Source organism: Gallibacter intestinalis (genome assembly GCF_014982745.1).
Classification (GTDB): Bacteria; Bacillota; Clostridia; order Peptostreptococcales; family Anaerovoracaceae; genus Gallibacter; species Gallibacter intestinalis.
On record NZ_JADCKA010000001.1, the window covers coordinates 100462 to 118543 of the forward strand.

At 40.9% G+C, this 18082-nt stretch carries 18 protein-coding genes; 13 read left to right on the forward strand and 5 right to left on the reverse strand.

Going from position 1 to position 18082, the window contains the following annotated elements; translation table 11 throughout:
- Window positions 1-29 precede the first annotated feature (29 nt).
- Window positions 30-1043: an acyltransferase family protein gene (locus tag INF20_RS00425; RefSeq protein WP_226384422.1), complete on the forward strand. Its 1014-nt coding sequence runs from the start codon at window positions 30-32 to the stop codon at window positions 1041-1043.
- A gap of 214 nt (window positions 1044-1257) precedes the next feature.
- Here the strand turns inward: INF20_RS00425 and INF20_RS00430 are convergent, their stop codons facing one another.
- Complete coding sequence (locus INF20_RS00430) at window positions 1258-1821, reverse strand: VanZ family protein (protein ID WP_226384423.1); 564 nt, start codon at window positions 1819-1821, stop codon at window positions 1258-1260.
- Window positions 1822-2286: 465 nt separating this feature from the next.
- On the opposite strand from INF20_RS00430, the gene INF20_RS00435 reads away from it, so the two are divergent.
- The 5 genes from INF20_RS00435 to INF20_RS00455 all read left to right on the forward strand — a co-directional run bounded on the left by INF20_RS00435 (window position 2287) and on the right by INF20_RS00455 (window position 8490).
- A complete protein-coding gene (locus INF20_RS00435; protein ID WP_226384424.1) occupies window positions 2287-3918 on the forward strand; it encodes an MBOAT family O-acyltransferase in 1632 nt (543 codons plus the stop codon).
- A 17-nt stretch (window positions 3919-3935) separates the two neighbouring features.
- Window positions 3936-5237: a hypothetical protein gene (locus INF20_RS00440; RefSeq protein WP_226384425.1), complete on the forward strand. Its 1302-nt coding sequence runs from the start codon at window positions 3936-3938 to the stop codon at window positions 5235-5237.
- An 18-nt stretch (window positions 5238-5255) separates the two neighbouring features.
- Window positions 5256-6824 (forward strand): amino acid adenylation domain-containing protein, encoded by a 1569-nt coding sequence (locus INF20_RS00445; RefSeq protein ID WP_226384426.1) that lies wholly within the window; start codon window positions 5256-5258, stop codon window positions 6822-6824.
- Window positions 6825-6891: 67 nt separating this feature from the next.
- Window positions 6892-8196 carry an alanine racemase gene (locus tag INF20_RS00450; protein WP_226384427.1) on the forward strand — a complete coding sequence of 435 codons (1305 nt, stop codon included), beginning with the start codon at window positions 6892-6894 and terminating at the stop codon, window positions 8194-8196.
- A gap of 72 nt (window positions 8197-8268) precedes the next feature.
- Entirely contained in the window at window positions 8269-8490 is a 222-nt protein-coding gene (locus INF20_RS00455) for a phosphopantetheine-binding protein (protein WP_226384428.1), read from the forward strand.
- 129 nt (window positions 8491-8619) lie between these two features.
- Here the strand turns inward: INF20_RS00455 and INF20_RS00460 are convergent, their stop codons facing one another.
- Window positions 8620-9513: a LysR family transcriptional regulator gene (locus INF20_RS00460; protein WP_226384429.1), complete on the reverse strand. Its 894-nt coding sequence runs from the start codon at window positions 9511-9513 to the stop codon at window positions 8620-8622.
- A 192-nt stretch (window positions 9514-9705) separates the two neighbouring features.
- On the opposite strand from INF20_RS00460, the gene INF20_RS00465 reads away from it, so the two are divergent.
- The 5 genes from INF20_RS00465 to INF20_RS00485 all read left to right on the forward strand — a co-directional run bounded on the left by INF20_RS00465 (window position 9706) and on the right by INF20_RS00485 (window position 14652).
- Complete coding sequence (locus tag INF20_RS00465; protein ID WP_226384430.1) at window positions 9706-10434, forward strand: cyclase family protein; 729 nt, start codon at window positions 9706-9708, stop codon at window positions 10432-10434.
- A gap of 53 nt (window positions 10435-10487) precedes the next feature.
- Entirely contained in the window at window positions 10488-10997 is a 510-nt protein-coding gene (locus INF20_RS00470; RefSeq protein ID WP_226384431.1) for a DUF1097 domain-containing protein, read from the forward strand.
- A gap of 342 nt (window positions 10998-11339) precedes the next feature.
- Window positions 11340-12005: a response regulator transcription factor gene (locus tag INF20_RS00475; RefSeq protein WP_226384432.1), complete on the forward strand. Its 666-nt coding sequence runs from the start codon at window positions 11340-11342 to the stop codon at window positions 12003-12005.
- Window positions 11999-13219: a sensor histidine kinase gene (locus tag INF20_RS00480; RefSeq protein WP_226384433.1), complete on the forward strand. Its 1221-nt coding sequence runs from the start codon at window positions 11999-12001 to the stop codon at window positions 13217-13219. The genes INF20_RS00475 and INF20_RS00480 overlap by 7 nt, the downstream gene beginning before the upstream one ends.
- 161 nt (window positions 13220-13380) lie before the next feature.
- Window positions 13381-14652, forward strand: a complete 1272-nt coding sequence (locus INF20_RS00485) for an ATP-binding protein (RefSeq protein WP_226384434.1) — start codon at window positions 13381-13383, stop codon at window positions 14650-14652.
- A gap of 70 nt (window positions 14653-14722) precedes the next feature.
- On the opposite strand, the gene INF20_RS00490 is transcribed toward INF20_RS00485, so the two are convergent.
- The 3 genes from INF20_RS00490 to INF20_RS00500 all read right to left on the reverse strand — a co-directional run bounded on the left by INF20_RS00490 (window position 14723) and on the right by INF20_RS00500 (window position 16076).
- Window positions 14723-15412, reverse strand: coding sequence for a GTP pyrophosphokinase (locus INF20_RS00490; RefSeq protein WP_404812901.1), 690 nt, complete (start codon window positions 15410-15412; stop codon window positions 14723-14725).
- A gap of 126 nt (window positions 15413-15538) precedes the next feature.
- Window positions 15539-15802, reverse strand: coding sequence for an AbrB/MazE/SpoVT family DNA-binding domain-containing protein (locus INF20_RS00495; protein WP_226384435.1), 264 nt, complete (start codon window positions 15800-15802; stop codon window positions 15539-15541).
- A 112-nt stretch (window positions 15803-15914) separates the two neighbouring features.
- Window positions 15915-16076: a hypothetical protein gene (locus INF20_RS00500; RefSeq protein ID WP_226384436.1), complete on the reverse strand. Its 162-nt coding sequence runs from the start codon at window positions 16074-16076 to the stop codon at window positions 15915-15917.
- 151 nt (window positions 16077-16227) lie between these two features.
- Between INF20_RS00500 and INF20_RS00505 the strand changes: the two genes are divergently transcribed.
- Both INF20_RS00505 and INF20_RS00510 read left to right on the forward strand, forming a co-directional pair.
- Entirely contained in the window at window positions 16228-17253 is a 1026-nt protein-coding gene (locus INF20_RS00505) for a helix-turn-helix transcriptional regulator (protein ID WP_226384437.1), read from the forward strand.
- Between the two features lie 23 nt (window positions 17254-17276).
- Window positions 17277-17981: a YoaK family protein gene (locus INF20_RS00510; protein ID WP_226384438.1), complete on the forward strand. Its 705-nt coding sequence runs from the start codon at window positions 17277-17279 to the stop codon at window positions 17979-17981.
- Window positions 17982-18082: the final 101 nt, after the last annotated feature.

An 18082-nucleotide genomic window follows, 5' to 3' on the forward strand; every position in this document is an offset into this window, starting at 1 on the left:
AAGATAAAATACAAAAGAAAGGATATTAAATGTCTTTAAATATTATAAGCAGATATCGCTCAGTTCTTTTCGGAATTTCAATCATAAGCATTATTTTATTTCATTATTGTGAGGATTATGTAAATGCATTTCAAGATGGTAATGTTGGCAGTAGTCTTATTATCTTTGGATATTATAAAGTGATAAGTAGCATAGGTGTAGAAATATTTATCTTTCTTTCGGGTTTAGGTCTTTTTTATTCTATGTCAAACAACAGTAATGTTATGAGGTTTTATGAAAAGAGAGTAAAAAGATTAATAATACCATATGTTATTGTAGGAATAATCTTTTGGAGTATAATTGATTTTGCTCTAAATAAAGATGGTATAGTGCAGTTTATTAAAGATTTTACGTTTATTACTTTTTTTACTGAGGGTCAGCGGGTAATATGGTTTATAGGGATTATTTTTATCTTCTATTTAATATTTCCACTTATCTATAAACTTATTGTATCTAAAGGTGGAATTATAAAGACATTGATTTTAATGATTGGTATTTATGGCATCAATTATGGCATTTGGCAATTATGGCCAAATATTTATGGCAATATAGAGATAGGTATTATGAGATTTCCGATTTTTATTTGCGGGGCATTGTGTGCATATCTGATAAAAAATGATGTGCAAAATCAAAATAAGATAATGATATTTTTTGCTATAGCCATAGGACTAGCATTAAAATTAGCAGATGTATTTGTTGATATGCCTCAATACTGGTCGCGTATTATAACTACGTTTTATGCTATCGCTTTGATATTGATCGTTTGTATTATAGTTGATAAATTGCACTGGATGAAGTTCAATAGTGCCATGGAAAAGGTTGGCGAGTATTCATTAGAACTATATATGATTCATGTCTGCTTGCGTAAGATTATGAAGAACATAGGCGTATATACATGTGAATTGCTTGTATATATTGGGATAATTGTGATTTCAATTATTTTAAGTATTTTTTTACATATGATTATTAGTTTGATAGAGAAAGCAAGGATAAGTGAATCATAATTGCTTATTATTCATACCACCAGCAAAAGCCAAAATAAAACGGATTTTCCCCTTGGATCAAAGACCATATTATACTGATAACCCACCATAATATGAGTATAGGCGTTGTTATCTTAATAACCCAGAACAAATAATATCTTATCTTTTGAAGTGCATTTCTTTTCATAAGTCTACTTTATTCCTTTCTTAATAATTTTAGCGGTATTCCATAAGCCTAGCTTCTAAAATAATCAGTAATGAAATTCGATAAGGTTTTATTTGCTAATGAAGACAATAGAGTATAACCTGCTTTAAAAACTATATATCCAATAATCACACCGAGCCCATTACAGATGACATCATTATCATCGACTATGCGCAGGGTGTAACCGATTATAAACAGCTGACACAGCTGTAAGCCTTCAAGCAGTAATCCTGTGCATATTCCCATTAGCGAAATTGATTCAAAAGACCATATCCTTTGTGTAATCAACGGTATCAGCACTCCCAACGGAATCGTAGCAACAATATTATAAAAGCCGCTCATATTAAATATATCTTTAAAGGGAATCAGATTTAAGCTGTTAAAGATATTTCCGCCAAGTTCTTCTGCCATGGAAGGACTTACATATATCGGGAATTGCGTTAAATCTATGAGAAAGTAAAGATATATAAAGAATCCTACAAAGCAGATGCTCCGTGTAATGGGATGTTCATTTTTGTAAATGGCTTTTGCTGTAATAATTAGGGCGATTATTATGTATGCTGCAAGCAGCCACCCTTCAAAAAAGTATGACATGTGTAAAAACTCCTTTCTACTATCTAGCTTTCTCTTGTTCTATTTTTTCTCTTTCTTTTCTGATTCCAGTATGAATTAAAAATCTCCCTCGGTAAAGCAATGGTTCCTTTACATCATGTCAACGTATCGTTGCACAGGTAAATTGAAGATACTCTAAAGGCAAATTAAATGGAAATTAAAGGCCCCAAATAGATCATTTGCAAATCAGAGCGAAAATCCCACCCAAAATATCAAAGATTACACAAATGCTCGAAAAACAGCCTCAAAAACCCATTAAGCAGTTAAAAATCACACAATTATACAATTTCAACTTATAAAAATCACACTTTTATACTAAAGCAACGCATCGTTGCGCCCATGTAAAGGGTATGTTGCTTTACTTACCCACTATTTCGCCAATAAAATTTAAGTGACAGTCAAAGTGAATAAGCGAGAAAGAATGACAAAGGAGTGTGAGAGTTAGTAATGACGTTTAATACGTTGACCTTTATCGGATTCTTTGTGGCGGTGCTGGTGCTTTACTATTTAGTGCCAAAGCGATTTCAGTGGGTATTTCTGCTGATGTCTAGCTACTTCTTTTACCTTTACGCAGGACCTAAGTTCGTCATCTTTATGCTCATTACCACGGTGACATCCTGGTACGGAGCTCTGATGATTGACAAAAACCATGTGAGGGAAAGCGAAGTTCTAAAAGAAAACAAAGAAATCTTTACAAAAGAAATTAAAAAGGACTTTAAGGCCAGGGAAAAGCAAAAGCGAAAGAGAATTCTCATAACCATTTTAGTTGTGAATTTCGGGATATTGTTTTTTCTAAAATACCTTAACTTTTTTACGGAAAATTTAAACCACATCATCAGTCCACTGACCGACGGCGGACAGATACCGAGACTCAATCTGATACTTCCCCTGGGGATATCCTTTTACACCTTCCAGACAATGTCCTATGTGATAGATGTCTACTGGAAAAAGGTGAGGGCGGAAAGAAACATCGCAAAGGTGGCGCTGTTTGTCTCATTCTTCCCACAGATACTGCAGGGCCCTATCGGAAGGTTTGGTGATCTGGCGCCTCAGCTCTATCAGGAAAGAAAGGCCGATGCTCAGCAGATTAAATACGGCATTCAGCTGATGATATGGGGCTATTTTAAAAAGCTGGTTATAGCAGACCGCGTGGCCATAGCGGCAAATCACATGTTCGGTGACGGCGGATACGATCAGATGTCCGGAAGCGTTGTCGCCCTGTGCGTATTTCTCTATGCAATACAGGACTATACTGACTTTTCCGGCTGTATCGACATCGCAAGAGGGGCGGCCCAGTGTATGGGAATCAATATGGCGGAAAACTTCAAGCGGCCATATTTCTCAAGGACGCTGCCTGAGTTTTGGCGCAGATGGCATATGACCCTCGGTACGTGGATGAAGGACTATGTGTTTTATCCTTTCTCCCTAAGCGGCAGGGTCAGGAACATGAGCAAATGGATAAAGGAACATTCCAAGGAGCCTAAGGAAGGCAAGATTGGCCTTGGCAAGCATCTGGGCGGAACACTTCCAATAGCCCTGGGTAACATACTTGTGTTTTTCCTGGTTGGCGTGTGGCACGGTTCTGCATGGAATTACATCATATGGGGACTTTACTACGGCGTCTTGATTGCAATATCAGGACTGTTAAAGCCTGTGTTTGAGGGAATGAACAGGGCCCTACATATAAATGTAAAGTCTAAGCCGTGGCAGCTTTGGCAGATAATAAGAACATTTTGGTTTACCTGCGTTGCCTGCATAATATTTAGGGCAGATACCATGACCGATGCGTGGAACATCTTTGCAAAGTCAATGCATTTTTGGCAGCTTCCGCAAAACTATGTCCAGGAATACCTTTCCATGGGGCTGGTGGTGGCAGATGCCTTCGTTATACCGGCATCCATACTGATACTCTTTGTGGCGGATGTGATGCAGGAGCATATGTTTGTGAGGGGCTGGCTGGAAAGGCGCAGCTTTATCCTCCGATACGCCATATACTTTATCGGCTTTCTGTTTATCGTGGGCCTTGGCATTTACGGGCCGGGCTTTGACCAGAGCCAGTTTGTGTATATGGGATTTTAGGAAAGGAGGCGCAGCATATGAGTAAATTAAAGAGACATCATAAAATCGAAATAACGGCAATTTGTCTGCTTTTAGCCCTTTCCGTGGCCTTCGTATCATTCCTGTCGGTACATCAGTTCAGCAGCCATGAGCTGAGGGTAAAGTATTTCTTTATGGAAGATGAAAATGCCATCGATGTGGTAAACATCGGCGCCAGCGAGATATATACGGGATTTTCTCCGGAGTACATCTGGCATAACTACGGTATTACAAGCTACAACTTGGCAACGGCGGGAGCTCCCATGAGACTTGCAAAAAGTGAAGTTAAGGCGGCCATGGAAACTCAAAATCCGAAGCTGATGGTTATTTCCCTAAACGGAGCTATGTACGACGATGAAAGGTCCACCCATGAGGGTTATACCAGAATGTGGCTTGATAATATGCCTTATTCGCAGCTACGGGAAGAGGCCATAGAGGAATGGATTCCCGAAAAGGACAGGATTAACTTTCGCTGGAAGATATTAAACTACCACGACAATGTAGCAAGACTGACTGAATGCCTGCAGCTTTCCTGGAAGGAATTTAAAGCGAAAAAGGACCAGAGGTTCCTTACCATCAGCGGCGTTCAGGGAAATGCCAGCACTGATAAAAAGCGAGATATCGTTGATATATCAAATTACAACAAGGAGAGAAAGCTAGATAAGGAAGCGGACAAGGATTTAACTGACCTTTTGGAATATCTCAAAGGCGAAGATATAAAAAATGTAATCTTTGTGAATATGCCGAGATTTTACGATAAGGAGATGCTTGGCAGTAAGGAAAAGATAAACACGGCCATAAAGAAGGTTAAATCCTACGGCTACGATGTATACGATTTTGATAAGCTGGTTGGCAGCATAGGCCTCGATCAGCAGCATGACTTTTACAACGCTGCCCATCCAAATATCTACGGGCAGCAAAAGATTTCAAAATACTTTTATGAAAACATTGTGCCTAAGTATGTAAAAAACCACAGGGAGTATTCTGACGAACTGGTGGAACGCTGGAACGAAAACTACGATGTGTATACTCAGTTTTACGCTTGGGCGGACAAGGTTATAAAGGAAAAGGGTAATAGCGGATATTACTACACCTACAAAGCCATAGACCACATTATGGACGGCACTATAGACAAATATGAAAAGTGGCTTGATATGAAATCAAAGATAGTCAAAAAGTCGGGAGAAGACACCGAGGATCGTGAGAGCACCGGAAGCAGCCACGACAGTGGCAGCCATTCGGATTTTGATTTAAAATCCGGAGCAAACCCAGATGCAAAATCCGGAAGCAGTTCTCACTAATGTGAAAAGGAGGAAAGCATGTATAACGTACTTGAATACCTGGAAAATACAGCAGCAAAGTATCCGGAAAAGATAGCCTTTGCAGATCTCGAAAAAGAGATAACCTACAGCGGCCTTTTGGCAAGATCTCGCAGAATAGGAGCAAGGCTGGCAAGGGAGTTTGACAAAAACTCACCGGTTCCAATCTTTATGGAAAAGGGCGTTGATGCCATAAGCCTATTCTTTGGGGTGATTTATGCTGGATGCTTTTATGTGATGATGGATTTAAAGCAGCCTAAGGCAAGGCTAGAACATATCCTGTCCACTCTGGAAACGGATACCGTTGTAACGGACATAGCAAACGCAGGAGTCCTTCACGCCATGAGCTTTGAAGGTAAAATCCTGATGTTTGAGGACTTTGATAAGGAAGCGGGCATCAGCGAAGATGAAATTGACGAAATACTTGCTCCCGTAAGGAAAAAGCATATCGACAGCGACCCGCTGTACGGAATATTTACTTCCGGCTCCACGGGAGTGCCAAAGGGCGTAGTTGTAAGCCACCGCAACCTTATAGACTTTATGGGCACCTTTACAAAGACCTTTAATATAACGGCAGAGGATGTAATAGGCAACCAGGCGCCTTGGGATTTTGATGTGTCAATTAAAGACATTTTTTCCGGCATAAGCACCGGAGCTACGGTGCAGGTTATACCTAAGCAGTATTTTTCCATGCCGGCAAAGCTCATAGACTTCCTGTGCGAGAGAAAGGTGACTACCATAATCTGGGCGGTTTCTGCGGTGTGCATTATAAGCACACTAAAGGGCTTTGACTATCGCGTACCAACTAGCCTTAAAAAGGTTATGTTTTCCGGAGAGGTTATGCCGGTAAAACACCTTAACATATGGAAAAAATATCTGCCGGATGCTACATATGTAAACCTTTACGGTCCTACGGAAATCACATGCAACTGTGCATACCATGTAATAGATGAGGAGTACCAGGATGGCGATGTTATTCCAATCGGAGAAGCCTTTGAAAATGAAAGGGTATTTCTCCTGGATGAGGAGGATAGGCCTGTGCTTCCAGGTACAAATGAAAGTGAAAATAAGCCGGATGATGGTGCAAAAAGTACACTTGGTGAAATCTGCGTAAGCGGAAACTGCGTTTCTCTGGGATATTACAACAACGACGAGCAGACTAAAAAAGCCTTCTGTCAAAATCCTCTAAACAAAAAATATAGGGAGATAATCTACAGAACTGGCGATCTGGGATATTACGATAAGCAGGGCAGACTGTGCTTTGCTTCCAGAAAGGACTTTCAGATAAAGCATATGGGCCACAGAATCGAGCTTGGTGAAATCGAAAACGCCATGTACAAGATACCTCAGATGGTTAGGGTGTGCTGCCTCTTTGAAAACAACAGGATTATAGCTTTTTACAAAGGTGAAATCCAAAGGGCGGAGATAGTAAAGGAACTTAAGAAGTGGCTTCCGGATTTCATGGTGCCTAATATGCTTAAGCAAATCGATGAATTTCCTTTAAACAAAAACGGCAAAATAGACAGAGGCGTTCTCAAGGAAATGCTCAGCGCTAAAGGCGGCAGATAAATAGCAGATAAATGAAATAGAAAATAAGAAATGAGATAAGAAGGCAAAAGAAAAGGAAGTGAGAGCTGTGAATAAAGTAAATACAGTAAATACAGTAAATACAGACTTTAATCCTACCTATGAGGAGATCGTAAATAGCATAGGAACGCCGGCATACGTCTTTAACCTGGATGTTATAAAAAACAGGTTGGTATATATAAAGGAAAGGCTGAACACCGGCAGCCGCCCAGTTGACATATGCTATGCTATGAAGGCAAATCCATTTGTGGTGGGAGCCATTGACGAGCATACGGACCATTACGAGGTTTGTTCTCCGGGGGAGTTTAAGATATGCGAAAGAGCCGGAGCTGATATAGGAAAGGTAGTGCTTTCCGGAGTCTTTAAGGAGGAGGAAGATACCACAAGGATAATCGCCGAGTATGGCAATAAAATCCTATATACAGCTGAATCCGAAAATCAGTTTAAGCTGGTAAACCGTGAAGCGGAAAGCTGCGGCATAGTTGTGGATATTATCCTCAGAATAACCACAGGAAATCAGTTCGGCATGGACGAAAGCGTCCTTCGCAGACTGATAGCTGACCGTGAAAAATACAAGGGACTTAATATTTTAGGTATACAGCATTTTTCCGGAACTCAGCGGCACAATATGAATATTTACAGGGAAGAGCTGGAATACTGCGACAGCCTAATAGAAAGCCTTAAGGAAGATTACGGCTTTGAGACTCAGCTTTTGGAATTCGGAACGGGCTTTTACTTTGAATACTTTAGGGAAAGACCGGAAAAAATAGCTAAAGATGCTGCCAAGGGCAAAGCAAAAGAACCCTTTAATGAAGACCAGCTGCTTACGGATTTTGCAAAGCTTCTTGAAGACATGAGATATCAAGGCAAAGTGACCCTGGAAATAGGAAGATTTATCGCCGCTTCATGCGGAAGATATTACACTTCCGTGGTGGACGAGAAGGTAAACAACGGCAAGCACTTTTGTATCGCCGATGGCGGAATGCATCAGGTAAATTACTTCGGACAGATGATGGCCATGAAGCTGCCATACTACAGGCAGCATAAGAAAGATGGCAGAGTGTACGACGGAGATGCAGATTGCAATGAAAGGATCAACCTTTGCGGAGCCCTTTGCACAATCAACGACAATCTTGTAAAGGATATGCCTGTAGCCTTCCCGGAAAAGGGAGATATATTTGAATTTATGAACACGGGAGCCTATTCCATGACGGAAACTCCGGCGCTGTTTTTAAGCAGGGACATTCCAAGGGTATGGCTATACAGTAGAGAGCAAGGCTTTGTCTTAATGAGGGAAAGCTTTGAAACTAATGTGCTAAACGGCGGATCGCCGATAGCAATAGATGAAAAATAGTTGTATGAGTTTAAAAAGTTAAGAAAGAGTTGTAGAAATTAAGAAAGAATTAAAAACAGGAGGAAATGTAAAATGGAAAGACTTATTGAAATACTTGAAAATGTAAAACCGGATGTGGATTTTGAAAACTGCGAAACTCTCATTGACGATGGGCTTTTGGATTCATTTTCCATACTGGCTATCGTAGGTGAAATCAACGATGAATTTGATGTGGAAATCAGTGCACCGGATATCGTTCCGGAAAACTTCAACAGCGCCAAGGCTCTTTGGGCTTTGGTTGAAAGACTTCAGTAATCCAGAAACAACTCTCACATAAACTATTTGGGAAGACCTCCTGCGTCTAAGACATTGTACCGTCCTGACGCGGGAGGTTTTTCTATGGAAATGCTAGTTATACTGGCTATACTGGTCATACTGACTATGCTATATAAGGCAGCTGTCCGGATAGACTTCCCTTACCTTTTCGCAGATGATACGGTACAAAAGCTTGGTGGCCGGCGTTATAAACTTCGTCGGGTGAGTGGCTATGCCGATGGTACGGGTTGGATTGTTTTCAATAGGATAGATATTAACATCTCCGGGCAAGCCGTCCACAATCATCTTCGGAAGTATACTGCAGCCGTAGCCGTAACCCACCAAAGCGATAATGGCGCTGTCATCTATCATGGAATGCCTTGATGACACATTTAAGCTGTTTTTAGCAAAGAAGCCCTTAAGGTCGTAGATGTATCCGTCATCGGATTGGATAAGGTGCATATCCTTAAGCTCCTCTGCGGAAACAACAGAACCCTTTATGTGGTAATCCCTTGGGGTGATACATACCAAAGGGTCTTTGATCAGGGGCACATAGTGGACGGTTTCCGGGATTGGCGGATGCACGAAGGAAATATCCAGCTTGTGGCGCAGCAGCAGATCAAGACAGTCTGAATAACCGCCCTGATACAGGTTTATACGCAAATCAGGATACTGCTCCGAAAGCCTGCTCAGCTCTGGGCCCAGCAGATGATAGACAACGCTGTTAAATATGCCCAGGTTGACATTTCCCTTGACTACATTTCGCATAAGTCCCACTTCAAAATCCAGCTTATTTTGAAGTTGCAAAATTTGCCTTATGTTAGGCAGTAGATTGTCGCCGTAGGGTGTAAGGTAACAGCCCTTCTTTTCTCGCACAAAAAGAGGAAAGCCAAAATCCTGTTCAAGCCTTGATATGGCATGGCTCACGGCGGAAGGCGTCAAGTTTAGCATGTCAGCGGCCTTTGCCATGCTGCCCGTTGCAGCCACTGCTTCAAATATCTTATATGGAGAAAGGTCAGTCATATATATCCCTCCTGTATTGATGAGTTATCCACAAGAAAGGTGACAAAATGTCATCTTACGCAACAAAAACTGTCACTTTATTTAATATAAATATTATCATATATTAAAATTAGGAAAAAGTTTTTTATTACGGAACGCGCTTTATATAAGTTATAACTTACGGAAATAACAGACAGAAGGAGGGAGACTGATATGGATAAAAGCTTATGGAATATGATGGAAGACATGAAGAAAAACTGCAAATTCGTAGACCTTTCCCATGAATTTTCACCGGAAACACCACACTGGTCGGGCTTTCCTGCAATGGAAATGAGTACCTTATTCGATTACAGTGACGGCTTTAGAGTCCATCAGTTTAATGTGGTGAGCCAGTACGGCACCCATGTGGATGCACCGCTGCACTTTGTACCGGGCAGAAAGGGACTTCACGAAATTGATGTTGAAGAAATGATTTTGCCACTGGCAGTGGTGGATGTAACCGACAAAGTAAAAGACAATGTGGACTATGCGGTGACTGTGGAAGACATTAAAGCCTTTGAAGCAGAATACGGACAGATTCCGGAAAAAGCCTTTGTGGCAATCAGAACGGACTGGTCCCACAGAGAGGATAAGGACAATTACGATGCAGAAGGCAATAAGCATTATCCGGGCTGGGGACTTGATGCAGTAAAGTTCCTTGTGGAGGAAAGAAATGTATCTGCCATAGGCCATGAAACTTCCGACACGGATGCTGCCGTTGACTCGGTGGCCCACGGATATGTGTGCGAAACATATATTCTGGATCAGCAGAGATATCAGATTGAGCTGATGAAGGACCTTTCGGAGGTTCCGCCGGTTGGAGCCCTTATCTTCTGCGGATTTCCTAAGGTAAAGGACGGTGCGGGATTTTCCGCAAGGTGCATCGCAATCTGCCCAAAATAGATTAAAGTCTGCAGAAGGATTGCGGTGATCTAAGACAATGAGAGGTGAGTTTAATGAGTAAAAAAGCAACATTTGTATGGTGTATCGTTCTCGGTTTGCTGGACGGTATCTACTGTGTAATCTGTTCACATATACCACATGTTCAAAACTACATGTGGATAGGATTTATCTCTCTTCCAATCTACTTCTGTGGAGGAGCTGTTCTTAAGGAAATGCCTAAGTATTTCCTCTGTGCATGCAGCGGCGTCGGCTGGGGATGCTTAACTCTCTGGCTTCTCGGCCTCGGATTCTTTGCAAGTGCAGATGCAAATATGCTTATCATTGTAACAGTTGTGGTACTTATAGCATGTTTCGTGCATCTGGGAATATTTACTGAAAATGTAGCGAAGGGAGTTCTTTCCCACGGACCGATGATGTTCGGAGGCTTTGCAGCGATATTTTCTCAGGGAATAGCCGAATGGCCATGGGTAATCCTGACACTTACAATGGGCCTCGTACTGGGCTGGATAATGGGAGCCGTAGCGGCACCTATCGGAAAGCTGGTAGATGGCAAGCAGGAATAGCAATAGCTGACAACAACATAATTACATTAGGGAAACGAAAGGCTCGCTTTAATCGGCGGGCCTTTTTAATGTTTTTAAGTGTCTTTTTTATGTTTAAGGCTTATTTAAGGACGGTGGGTTAGGATGTAGATGTGATAAGAAATAGAGAAATAAAAAATTGTATATGAAATGTGAAATAAGAAAGGATGTGTAAATTATGATATACACAGAAGATAGACAGACGACCATGGCTCTTATGGAGATATTGGCAGCTTTATTTGGCTACTAGTTCCGGTATATGTAGTATAATGTGAAAAAAGAATGTAAAGAAAGCAAAGTTTGACCAAAACGGAGAGGAAGCCGATGAGGATACTTGTAGTAGAAGATGAAAAAAGGCTGGCTCAGGCATTGAGAGCGATACTTGAGGCAGAAAAATATATGGTAGATACCGTCTATGACGGAAAGGATGGCTACGACTATGCAGTGACAGGCATGTATGATGCCATAGTTTTAGATGTCATGCTTCCGGGCATGGACGGTTTTGAAGTTGTTAAAAAGCTAAGAAACGAAAAAATAACGACTCCTATCCTGATGCTTACCGCAAGGGATAGTATTGATGACAAGATTTCTGGACTTGATCGTGGAGCCGACGATTATATGACAAAGCCCTTTGAACCAAAGGAACTTTTGGCACGCATAAGGTCTGTGACCAGGAGAAAGGGAGAAGTTGTAATTGACGATCTGACATTTGGAGACATCAGGCTTGACCTTTCCACAGGGGAGCTTTCTTGCGGCGAAAAAAAGGTGAGGCTTAATTTTAAAGAGTTTGAAATAATGAAACTTTTTATGTCAAATCCCGATGGCACTTTCTCAAAGGAGGACTTGATTGTCAGAGTTTGGGGATACGACAGCGAAGCTACCGATAACAATGTGGAAGCATACATTTCCTTTCTCAGAAAAAAGCTGAGACACATCGGCTCTGAAACGGGAATAGATGCCATAAGGAAAGTGGGGTACAGGCTATGTTAAAAACCCTGCGAAACCGATTTATACTGACAAATATGGTGTTGGTAGGAGCGCTTTTGCTGATTGTGCTGGTTGTATTTTGCGTCAACACATACAGCATGCAGATGAAGGAGATAAACAGAACGCTGCAGGCGCCGCTGACCAGCGGAGATTACGATGAGGGACAGTTTGGCTTTCTCACATCTGTGGTGGCATTGGCTGATGCAGATGGAAATGTAAAGCAGCTGTACACCAGAGGCGCGACCTTGGGCGGAAGCGAACTGAAATTTGCCATAAAGGAAAGTCTAAATGAGGACAGCGACAGGGGAATGCTCAAGGGCACTCGGGAGCTTATCTATCAGAAGACATATCTTTCCGATGGAAGTGCCGTGGTGGTTTTTGTGGATGCTTCCCGTATGCTTTCTGTAATGCATAGAACTATACTCACTTCCCTGGTGGTGTTGCTGGCAGCCATGGTGGTGGTGTTTTTAATAAGCAGATATATTGCAAAACAGGCGATTGCGCCGATACAGCAAAGCTGGGACAGGCAGAAGCAGTTTATCGCCAATGCCAGTCATGAGCTTAAAACACCGATTACGGTTATCCTTGCCAACGGCGGCATTTTAAAAAACAGACAGGACTCTACAATCGCTGAGGAAAGCCAATGGGTGGACAGCACCATAGAGGAAGCCGGGCACATGAAAAAGCTGGTTGAGGAAATGCTTTTTCTTGCCAAAAGCGATAGCGCTGAAATGCTTGTATCAAAGGAAAAGGTTGATATGACAGAACTTGTGGAAACGGATCTTCTTAATTTCGAGCCTTTGGCATATGAGAAGGGGATAGAGCTAACAGGCCACGCTGATGATGGCGTTGTAGTTGAAGCGGACCCTACTCAGATGAAGCAGCTTATTCATATATTGGTGGATAATGCCATAAAGTATGCAGAGCCTCCGGCAGATATGCGACCTATTGTTGAAATTTCATTGACAGCGGATTTGGTGCTTTCCGTTAAAAATACCGGCAAGCCGATATCTGCAAAGGATATGGAGCATCTCTTTGACAGGTTTTACAGGGCGGACAGCGCAAGAACCCGTCACGAGGATAGCACCGGCTACGGTTTAGGCCTTGCCATTGCTAAGACCATAGCTGATACTCACGGGGCTGAAATCATTGTAAAAAGCGACAATGCAGCGGGACCTAGGGGATTGTCGGGTACGGAATTTGCGGTTAAATTTTAAACTATGGACAAATCCTCTAATAATTTTGAGACAAATCGTATAATAAAATACGGACAAATCCTCTAATGATTTTGAGACAAATCACCTAATAATAGATAAATCGACAGTGTTTTATGGTATAATATAGCTCGTAATAGGCTGTTAACATTTGGAGAAATATTATGAGTGAATATAAAAAGAGAATTGCTGATGAAATACTAAGAAAAAGATTGGGAGCAATTGGAGCAGTATTGATAGAGGGACCGAAATGGTGTGGAAAAACCACAACTGCTATGCAACAAGCCAATAGTATCTTATTTATGCAGGATAGTAGCAATGCGGCGATGATAAATCAAATGGCGGATATAGGCCCTAAGTTGTTATTGGAGGGCGATACACCAAGACTTTTGGATGAATGGCAGGTGGCTCCTGAATTGTGGGATGCTGTGCGTTTTGAAGTGGATATGCGTAATGCACCTGGTCAGTTTATACTTACAGGGTCAGCAGTGCCAATGTTAAAATCGACAGCTCACACAGGAACAGGCAGAATTTGGAGAATGACAATGCGTCCTATGTCTCTTTATGAATCAGGAGATTCTACTGGAGAAGTCTCGTTGGAAGCTCTGTTTTTGGGAGAATTTAACGATACTGTCAAAAATAAACTTGATTTTGATGATATAAGTTATCTGATTTGCAGGGGCGGTTGGCCTATGGCAATGCAACAGACAAAAGAAGACGCTCTTATGAATGCTTATGCTTATTACGATGGTATAGTTAATTCGGATTTATCAAGAGCTGATGGTGTTTTAAGGAATCCACAAAATGTAGATTTGCTATTAAGGTCATATGCGAGAATGATAGGAAGTCAGTCTACTTTGACTAATATAAGAGCAGATATGAAAATTGTGGATGAACAGGAATTGGACATAAATACTGTGCGATCATATATTGAAACATTAAAGAAAATATTTGTAGTAGAAGAATTATCAGGCTGGAATCCAAATATAAGATCTAAAAATGCGATAAGGACTTCTCCTACAAGATATTTTGTGGACCCATCAATAGCAGTGGCGGCACTAAACTTGGGACCTGGCAACCTTGCCAATGACTTAAATACCATGGGTTTCTTTTTTGAAAATATGTGCATACGAGATTTGCGCGTGTATGCAGATGGACTAAACGGTTCTCTGTACAAATACAGAGATAAATACGGTTTGGAATGTGATGCGGTGTTGACCTTGAGAAATGGACAATATGCCTTGATAGAAATAAAGTTAGGTGGAACAAAAGCTGTCGAAGAAGGTGCGGAAGCTTTAAACAAGTTAGAAAAACTGATAACAGAAAAGGGATATAATCCTCCGACATTCAAAATGATAATAACGGGGAATAATCCATACGGATATAGGAGAAAAGATGGAATTTACCAAATTCCAATAGGTTGTTTAAAAAATTGATGAAAATATAGTTTCAAAATAATGGGGATACTTACAAGAAGTATCCCCAAATTTATTGTATAGTAATTGTTTATTTGTCGTCTTCGTCTACAGCTTTTTCACTGTTATGTATTCTTTCCATCATCTCGTCAATTAGATTCATCTGGGCGGCACAGTGCTTGAGGTTTTCGATGGCATCCTCACTTAAAGGCTGGCCGTTTCTCTTATATTTAAGTTCGTGCTCAAGGCTTGCCCAGGTGTCCATTACAACGGTACGAATCTGCACTTCCACAGGAACCTTTTCCACTCTGTCGGAAAGGAACACCGGCACAAGCACTACTATGTGCAGGCTTCGGTAGCCGCTTTCCTTAGGGTTTTGGATATAGTCCTTTTCCTTTATAAGCTCAATATCGTTTTGCTTAAGGAGCATATCTCTCACTCTGTAGATATCCTGAGAGTATTTACAAATTACACGGATACCGGCGATGTCCATGATTTTAGTAAAGGCATCGTCTTCCATATCGTAGCCCTTTCGTATTATCTTGTCGAAAATGCTTTTTATGGACTTAACACGGCATTCCATGTGATGTATAGGGTTATAATCGTGATTTACATGAAATTCATCATCGAGGATTTCAAGTTTAGTACTTACCTCTTTGATGGCTGCATGGTACAGGTTTCTCACTTCCAGAAAACGCTGCGCCTGCATTGCCATCGGCTTAAACTCCTCCGGCATCTTATCTAAATCGATTTTGAGACTTTCTTTCTTTTCAATTATCATTTTGTTTGTTGCCCTCCCGGCATCATTGTTTTGCTGTAAAATTACTGTCCTGTACAGTATACAGCAAATCAGGACTAAAAGACAGTTTCAAAACAGTCACAAATCATTCAACTATATTTTCATAACTTAGCCCTCATTTCTTATTTCTTTAATAAGAGCCATGACAGCATCTTCGGTTTCGAGATTGGCTTCTTTAGCTGCGCCTTTCATTTCTTTTTGAAGAACTTCCATTGCATAAACAGCGGAATTAACGATACGCACATTTTTGCCATCAACAATAAAGGTTACTCTGTCACCGCTGGATATGCCTAATCTTTCTCGCACATCCTTTGGTATGGTGACCTGACCCTTTGACATGACTTTTGCGTTTTCAATGAAAGTATCAGCCATTATACTCGCCTCCTTTCAGTAGGATAAGTAGGGAATTCCCTACTTATATTTTATTATATTATCCTACGCTGTCAACTAATAACTGTCTTATTATTCAATGATTCATCACAAATCAGTCGCAGAGGCATCTTAAATACTTTCCAAGCCATATTTCGTTATCGATGGCGTGGTCGTACTCGCCGCCTTCGAGCTTCATTGCAAGCTGAGTTTCATACCAGAACTTTCTTGCTTCTCTTCCGTCGATCATGTCCATTATTTCATTTATGTAAGTCATTTTATCTTCCTCCTTTTCAGGTGCTGATGTTGTTATCTCTTTGTTATGTGCAGAGTATATGATATTTTACCCTGGGTACTTGTCATAAATTTGTGACATGTTAAAATATTTTTGAAAAAATTTTAAAAAACTTATGCGAGAGGAAAAGTTCATGAGCGACAATAAAAAAGCTCTTATATACACAGGGCAAATTTTAAAGAGAACGGATGCCCGTCACCCGATAACAGCAGGGCGCATATGCGACATTTTGGAAAATGAATATGGCATAATAACTGAGCGCCGCACTGTGGGCAGGAATATAAAGACACTTATGGATGCGGGAATGAAAATTAAATACTGCAAGGATAACAGGCTCGGCTGCTATCTGGCGGAAAGAACATTTAGCGATGTTGAGCTAAAATTCCTTTTAGATAGCGTCGATAAAAGTGAAATTCTCAGCAAAAGCGAAGAGGAACAGCTGAAAACAAAAATACTATCCCTTGCTTCAGAGAGCATGAAAAAAATTCTATCCGATGCTACAAGGGGTGGGGCATCTAGTAAGCGTTCCGAAAAAAGCGGTGAGAATTCGGTCCTGGACACGATGAAGCTTATAATAAATTGCATGGAGGAAAGAAAAAGACTTTCCTTTATGTACGGAGACAGAGATCGAAAGCTGCAGCTTAAGCCTCGCCGAGGTGGAGCTGTTTACACCGTTGATCCCTATGCCCTAACGCAGATGGACGGTAGATATTATATTGTATGCCGCTACAGCGATATGCAGGATTTATCATATTATCGTTTAGACAGAATGATGCAGCCACAGATTTCAGAGGAAGCGATTACCAATCCAAAGGAACTGTTAGGAGAAAACTGGAGAGAGCGTATCGCGGATTTCATCGAGGGCTCTGTACGAAATTACGGCGGAAGCAAAAAGACGATAATAGTACTGAGAGCAGCAGCTTCCATGATTGGTTACATGTACGATGAGTTTGGAACCAACATACTAAGAACCCAGGAAGTGAAATCAGAACAAGAGAAACTACTGGATATATACATCAGCACTGCGGAAAATGACGGCTTGTATTATTTGCTGTTTCAGTACGGCAGCAACATACAGGTGATGTCGCCTGAGCATATCAGAGAAAAGTATGTAAATATGCTTCAAAAGATGATAAGTAAGTATGATAAAATGGGATAAAGTGAGTAAGGAGAAAAAGTCAAATGAGAATAAGAGAGAAAGATAAAGATAAAGGTGCAATAAAGGTTTATCAAACATCGGAGCATCGCATTACTGCGGCTACCCTTGCTTTAGTGGGAGGCTTTTTAGATGTTTATACATTTCTGTGCAGAGGATATGTTTTTGCAAATGCACAGACAGGTAATATAGTGCTTATGGCTGCGTCATTGGCAACCTTAAATTTTAATATGGTGCTGACATATTTCACACCGATTATATCCTTTGTTGTTGGAATAATAATATGTGAAATCATAAGAAGTAAAATAAAGAATCGTGCTGATATTAAATCCCACTGGAGACAAATTATAATCGCCATTGAAATAATAGCGCTTGCAGCAGTTGCATTTATACCAATCGGTAGTGGGAATTTCGCAGCAAATATAATAGTTTCCTTTGTATGTGCGATGCAGATGGAAGCTTTCAGAAAAGTGCAAGGGATTACATATGTATCGACTATGTGCACCGGCAATTTGAGAAGTGCAACCGCATATATTTATACATGGAAGAAAACAGGAGATAAAAAAATACTTGAAAACGGTTTGAGATATTTTAAAGTAATTTTATGGTTTGTAATCGGTGCAGCGGCAGGAGCGTTATTGGTGCCTTTGATAGGCGAAAAGGCGGTGCTGGTGGCAGCCGCCCTTTTGGTTGGAATTCTTTTACTGATGAGAAAAGAATACATAAGTTAGATTAGTATATAAGGCCCGCCCGGCGCGGGGAAAGATGTTAGCATATATAAAGCCAGGCGGGATTGGAAATATTTGACAATTAAAAAATAACCTTTTATTTC

What these genes read in the sequence shown, in the direction of transcription:
- INF20_RS00425 (WP_226384422.1), top strand. Translation starts at nt 30, where the DNA reads ATGTCTTTAAATATTATAAGCAGATATCGCTCAGTTCTTTTCGGAATT.
- INF20_RS00430 (WP_226384423.1), bottom strand. Translation starts at nt 1,821, where the DNA reads ATGTCATACTTTTTTGAAGGGTGGCTGCTTGCAGCATACATAATAATC.
- INF20_RS00435 (WP_226384424.1), top strand. Translation starts at nt 2,287, where the DNA reads ATGACGTTTAATACGTTGACCTTTATCGGATTCTTTGTGGCGGTGCTG.
- INF20_RS00440 (WP_226384425.1), top strand. Translation starts at nt 3,936, where the DNA reads ATGAGTAAATTAAAGAGACATCATAAAATCGAAATAACGGCAATTTGT.
- INF20_RS00445 (WP_226384426.1), top strand. Translation starts at nt 5,256, where the DNA reads ATGTATAACGTACTTGAATACCTGGAAAATACAGCAGCAAAGTATCCG.
- INF20_RS00455 (WP_226384428.1), top strand. Translation starts at nt 8,269, where the DNA reads ATGGAAAGACTTATTGAAATACTTGAAAATGTAAAACCGGATGTGGAT.
- INF20_RS00460 (WP_226384429.1), bottom strand. Translation starts at nt 9,513, where the DNA reads ATGACTGACCTTTCTCCATATAAGATATTTGAAGCAGTGGCTGCAACG.
- INF20_RS00465 (WP_226384430.1), top strand. Translation starts at nt 9,706, where the DNA reads ATGGATAAAAGCTTATGGAATATGATGGAAGACATGAAGAAAAACTGC.
- INF20_RS00470 (WP_226384431.1), top strand. Translation starts at nt 10,488, where the DNA reads ATGAGTAAAAAAGCAACATTTGTATGGTGTATCGTTCTCGGTTTGCTG.
- INF20_RS00475 (WP_226384432.1), top strand. Translation starts at nt 11,340, where the DNA reads ATGAGGATACTTGTAGTAGAAGATGAAAAAAGGCTGGCTCAGGCATTG.
- INF20_RS00480 (WP_226384433.1), top strand. Translation starts at nt 11,999, where the DNA reads ATGTTAAAAACCCTGCGAAACCGATTTATACTGACAAATATGGTGTTG.
- INF20_RS00485 (WP_226384434.1), top strand. Translation starts at nt 13,381, where the DNA reads ATGAGTGAATATAAAAAGAGAATTGCTGATGAAATACTAAGAAAAAGA.
- INF20_RS00490 (WP_404812901.1), bottom strand. Translation starts at nt 15,412, where the DNA reads ATGATAATTGAAAAGAAAGAAAGTCTCAAAATCGATTTAGATAAGATG.
- INF20_RS00495 (WP_226384435.1), bottom strand. Translation starts at nt 15,802, where the DNA reads ATGGCTGATACTTTCATTGAAAACGCAAAAGTCATGTCAAAGGGTCAG.
- INF20_RS00500 (WP_226384436.1), bottom strand. Translation starts at nt 16,076, where the DNA reads ATGACTTACATAAATGAAATAATGGACATGATCGACGGAAGAGAAGCA.
- INF20_RS00505 (WP_226384437.1), top strand. Translation starts at nt 16,228, where the DNA reads ATGAGCGACAATAAAAAAGCTCTTATATACACAGGGCAAATTTTAAAG.
- INF20_RS00510 (WP_226384438.1), top strand. Translation starts at nt 17,277, where the DNA reads ATGAGAATAAGAGAGAAAGATAAAGATAAAGGTGCAATAAAGGTTTAT.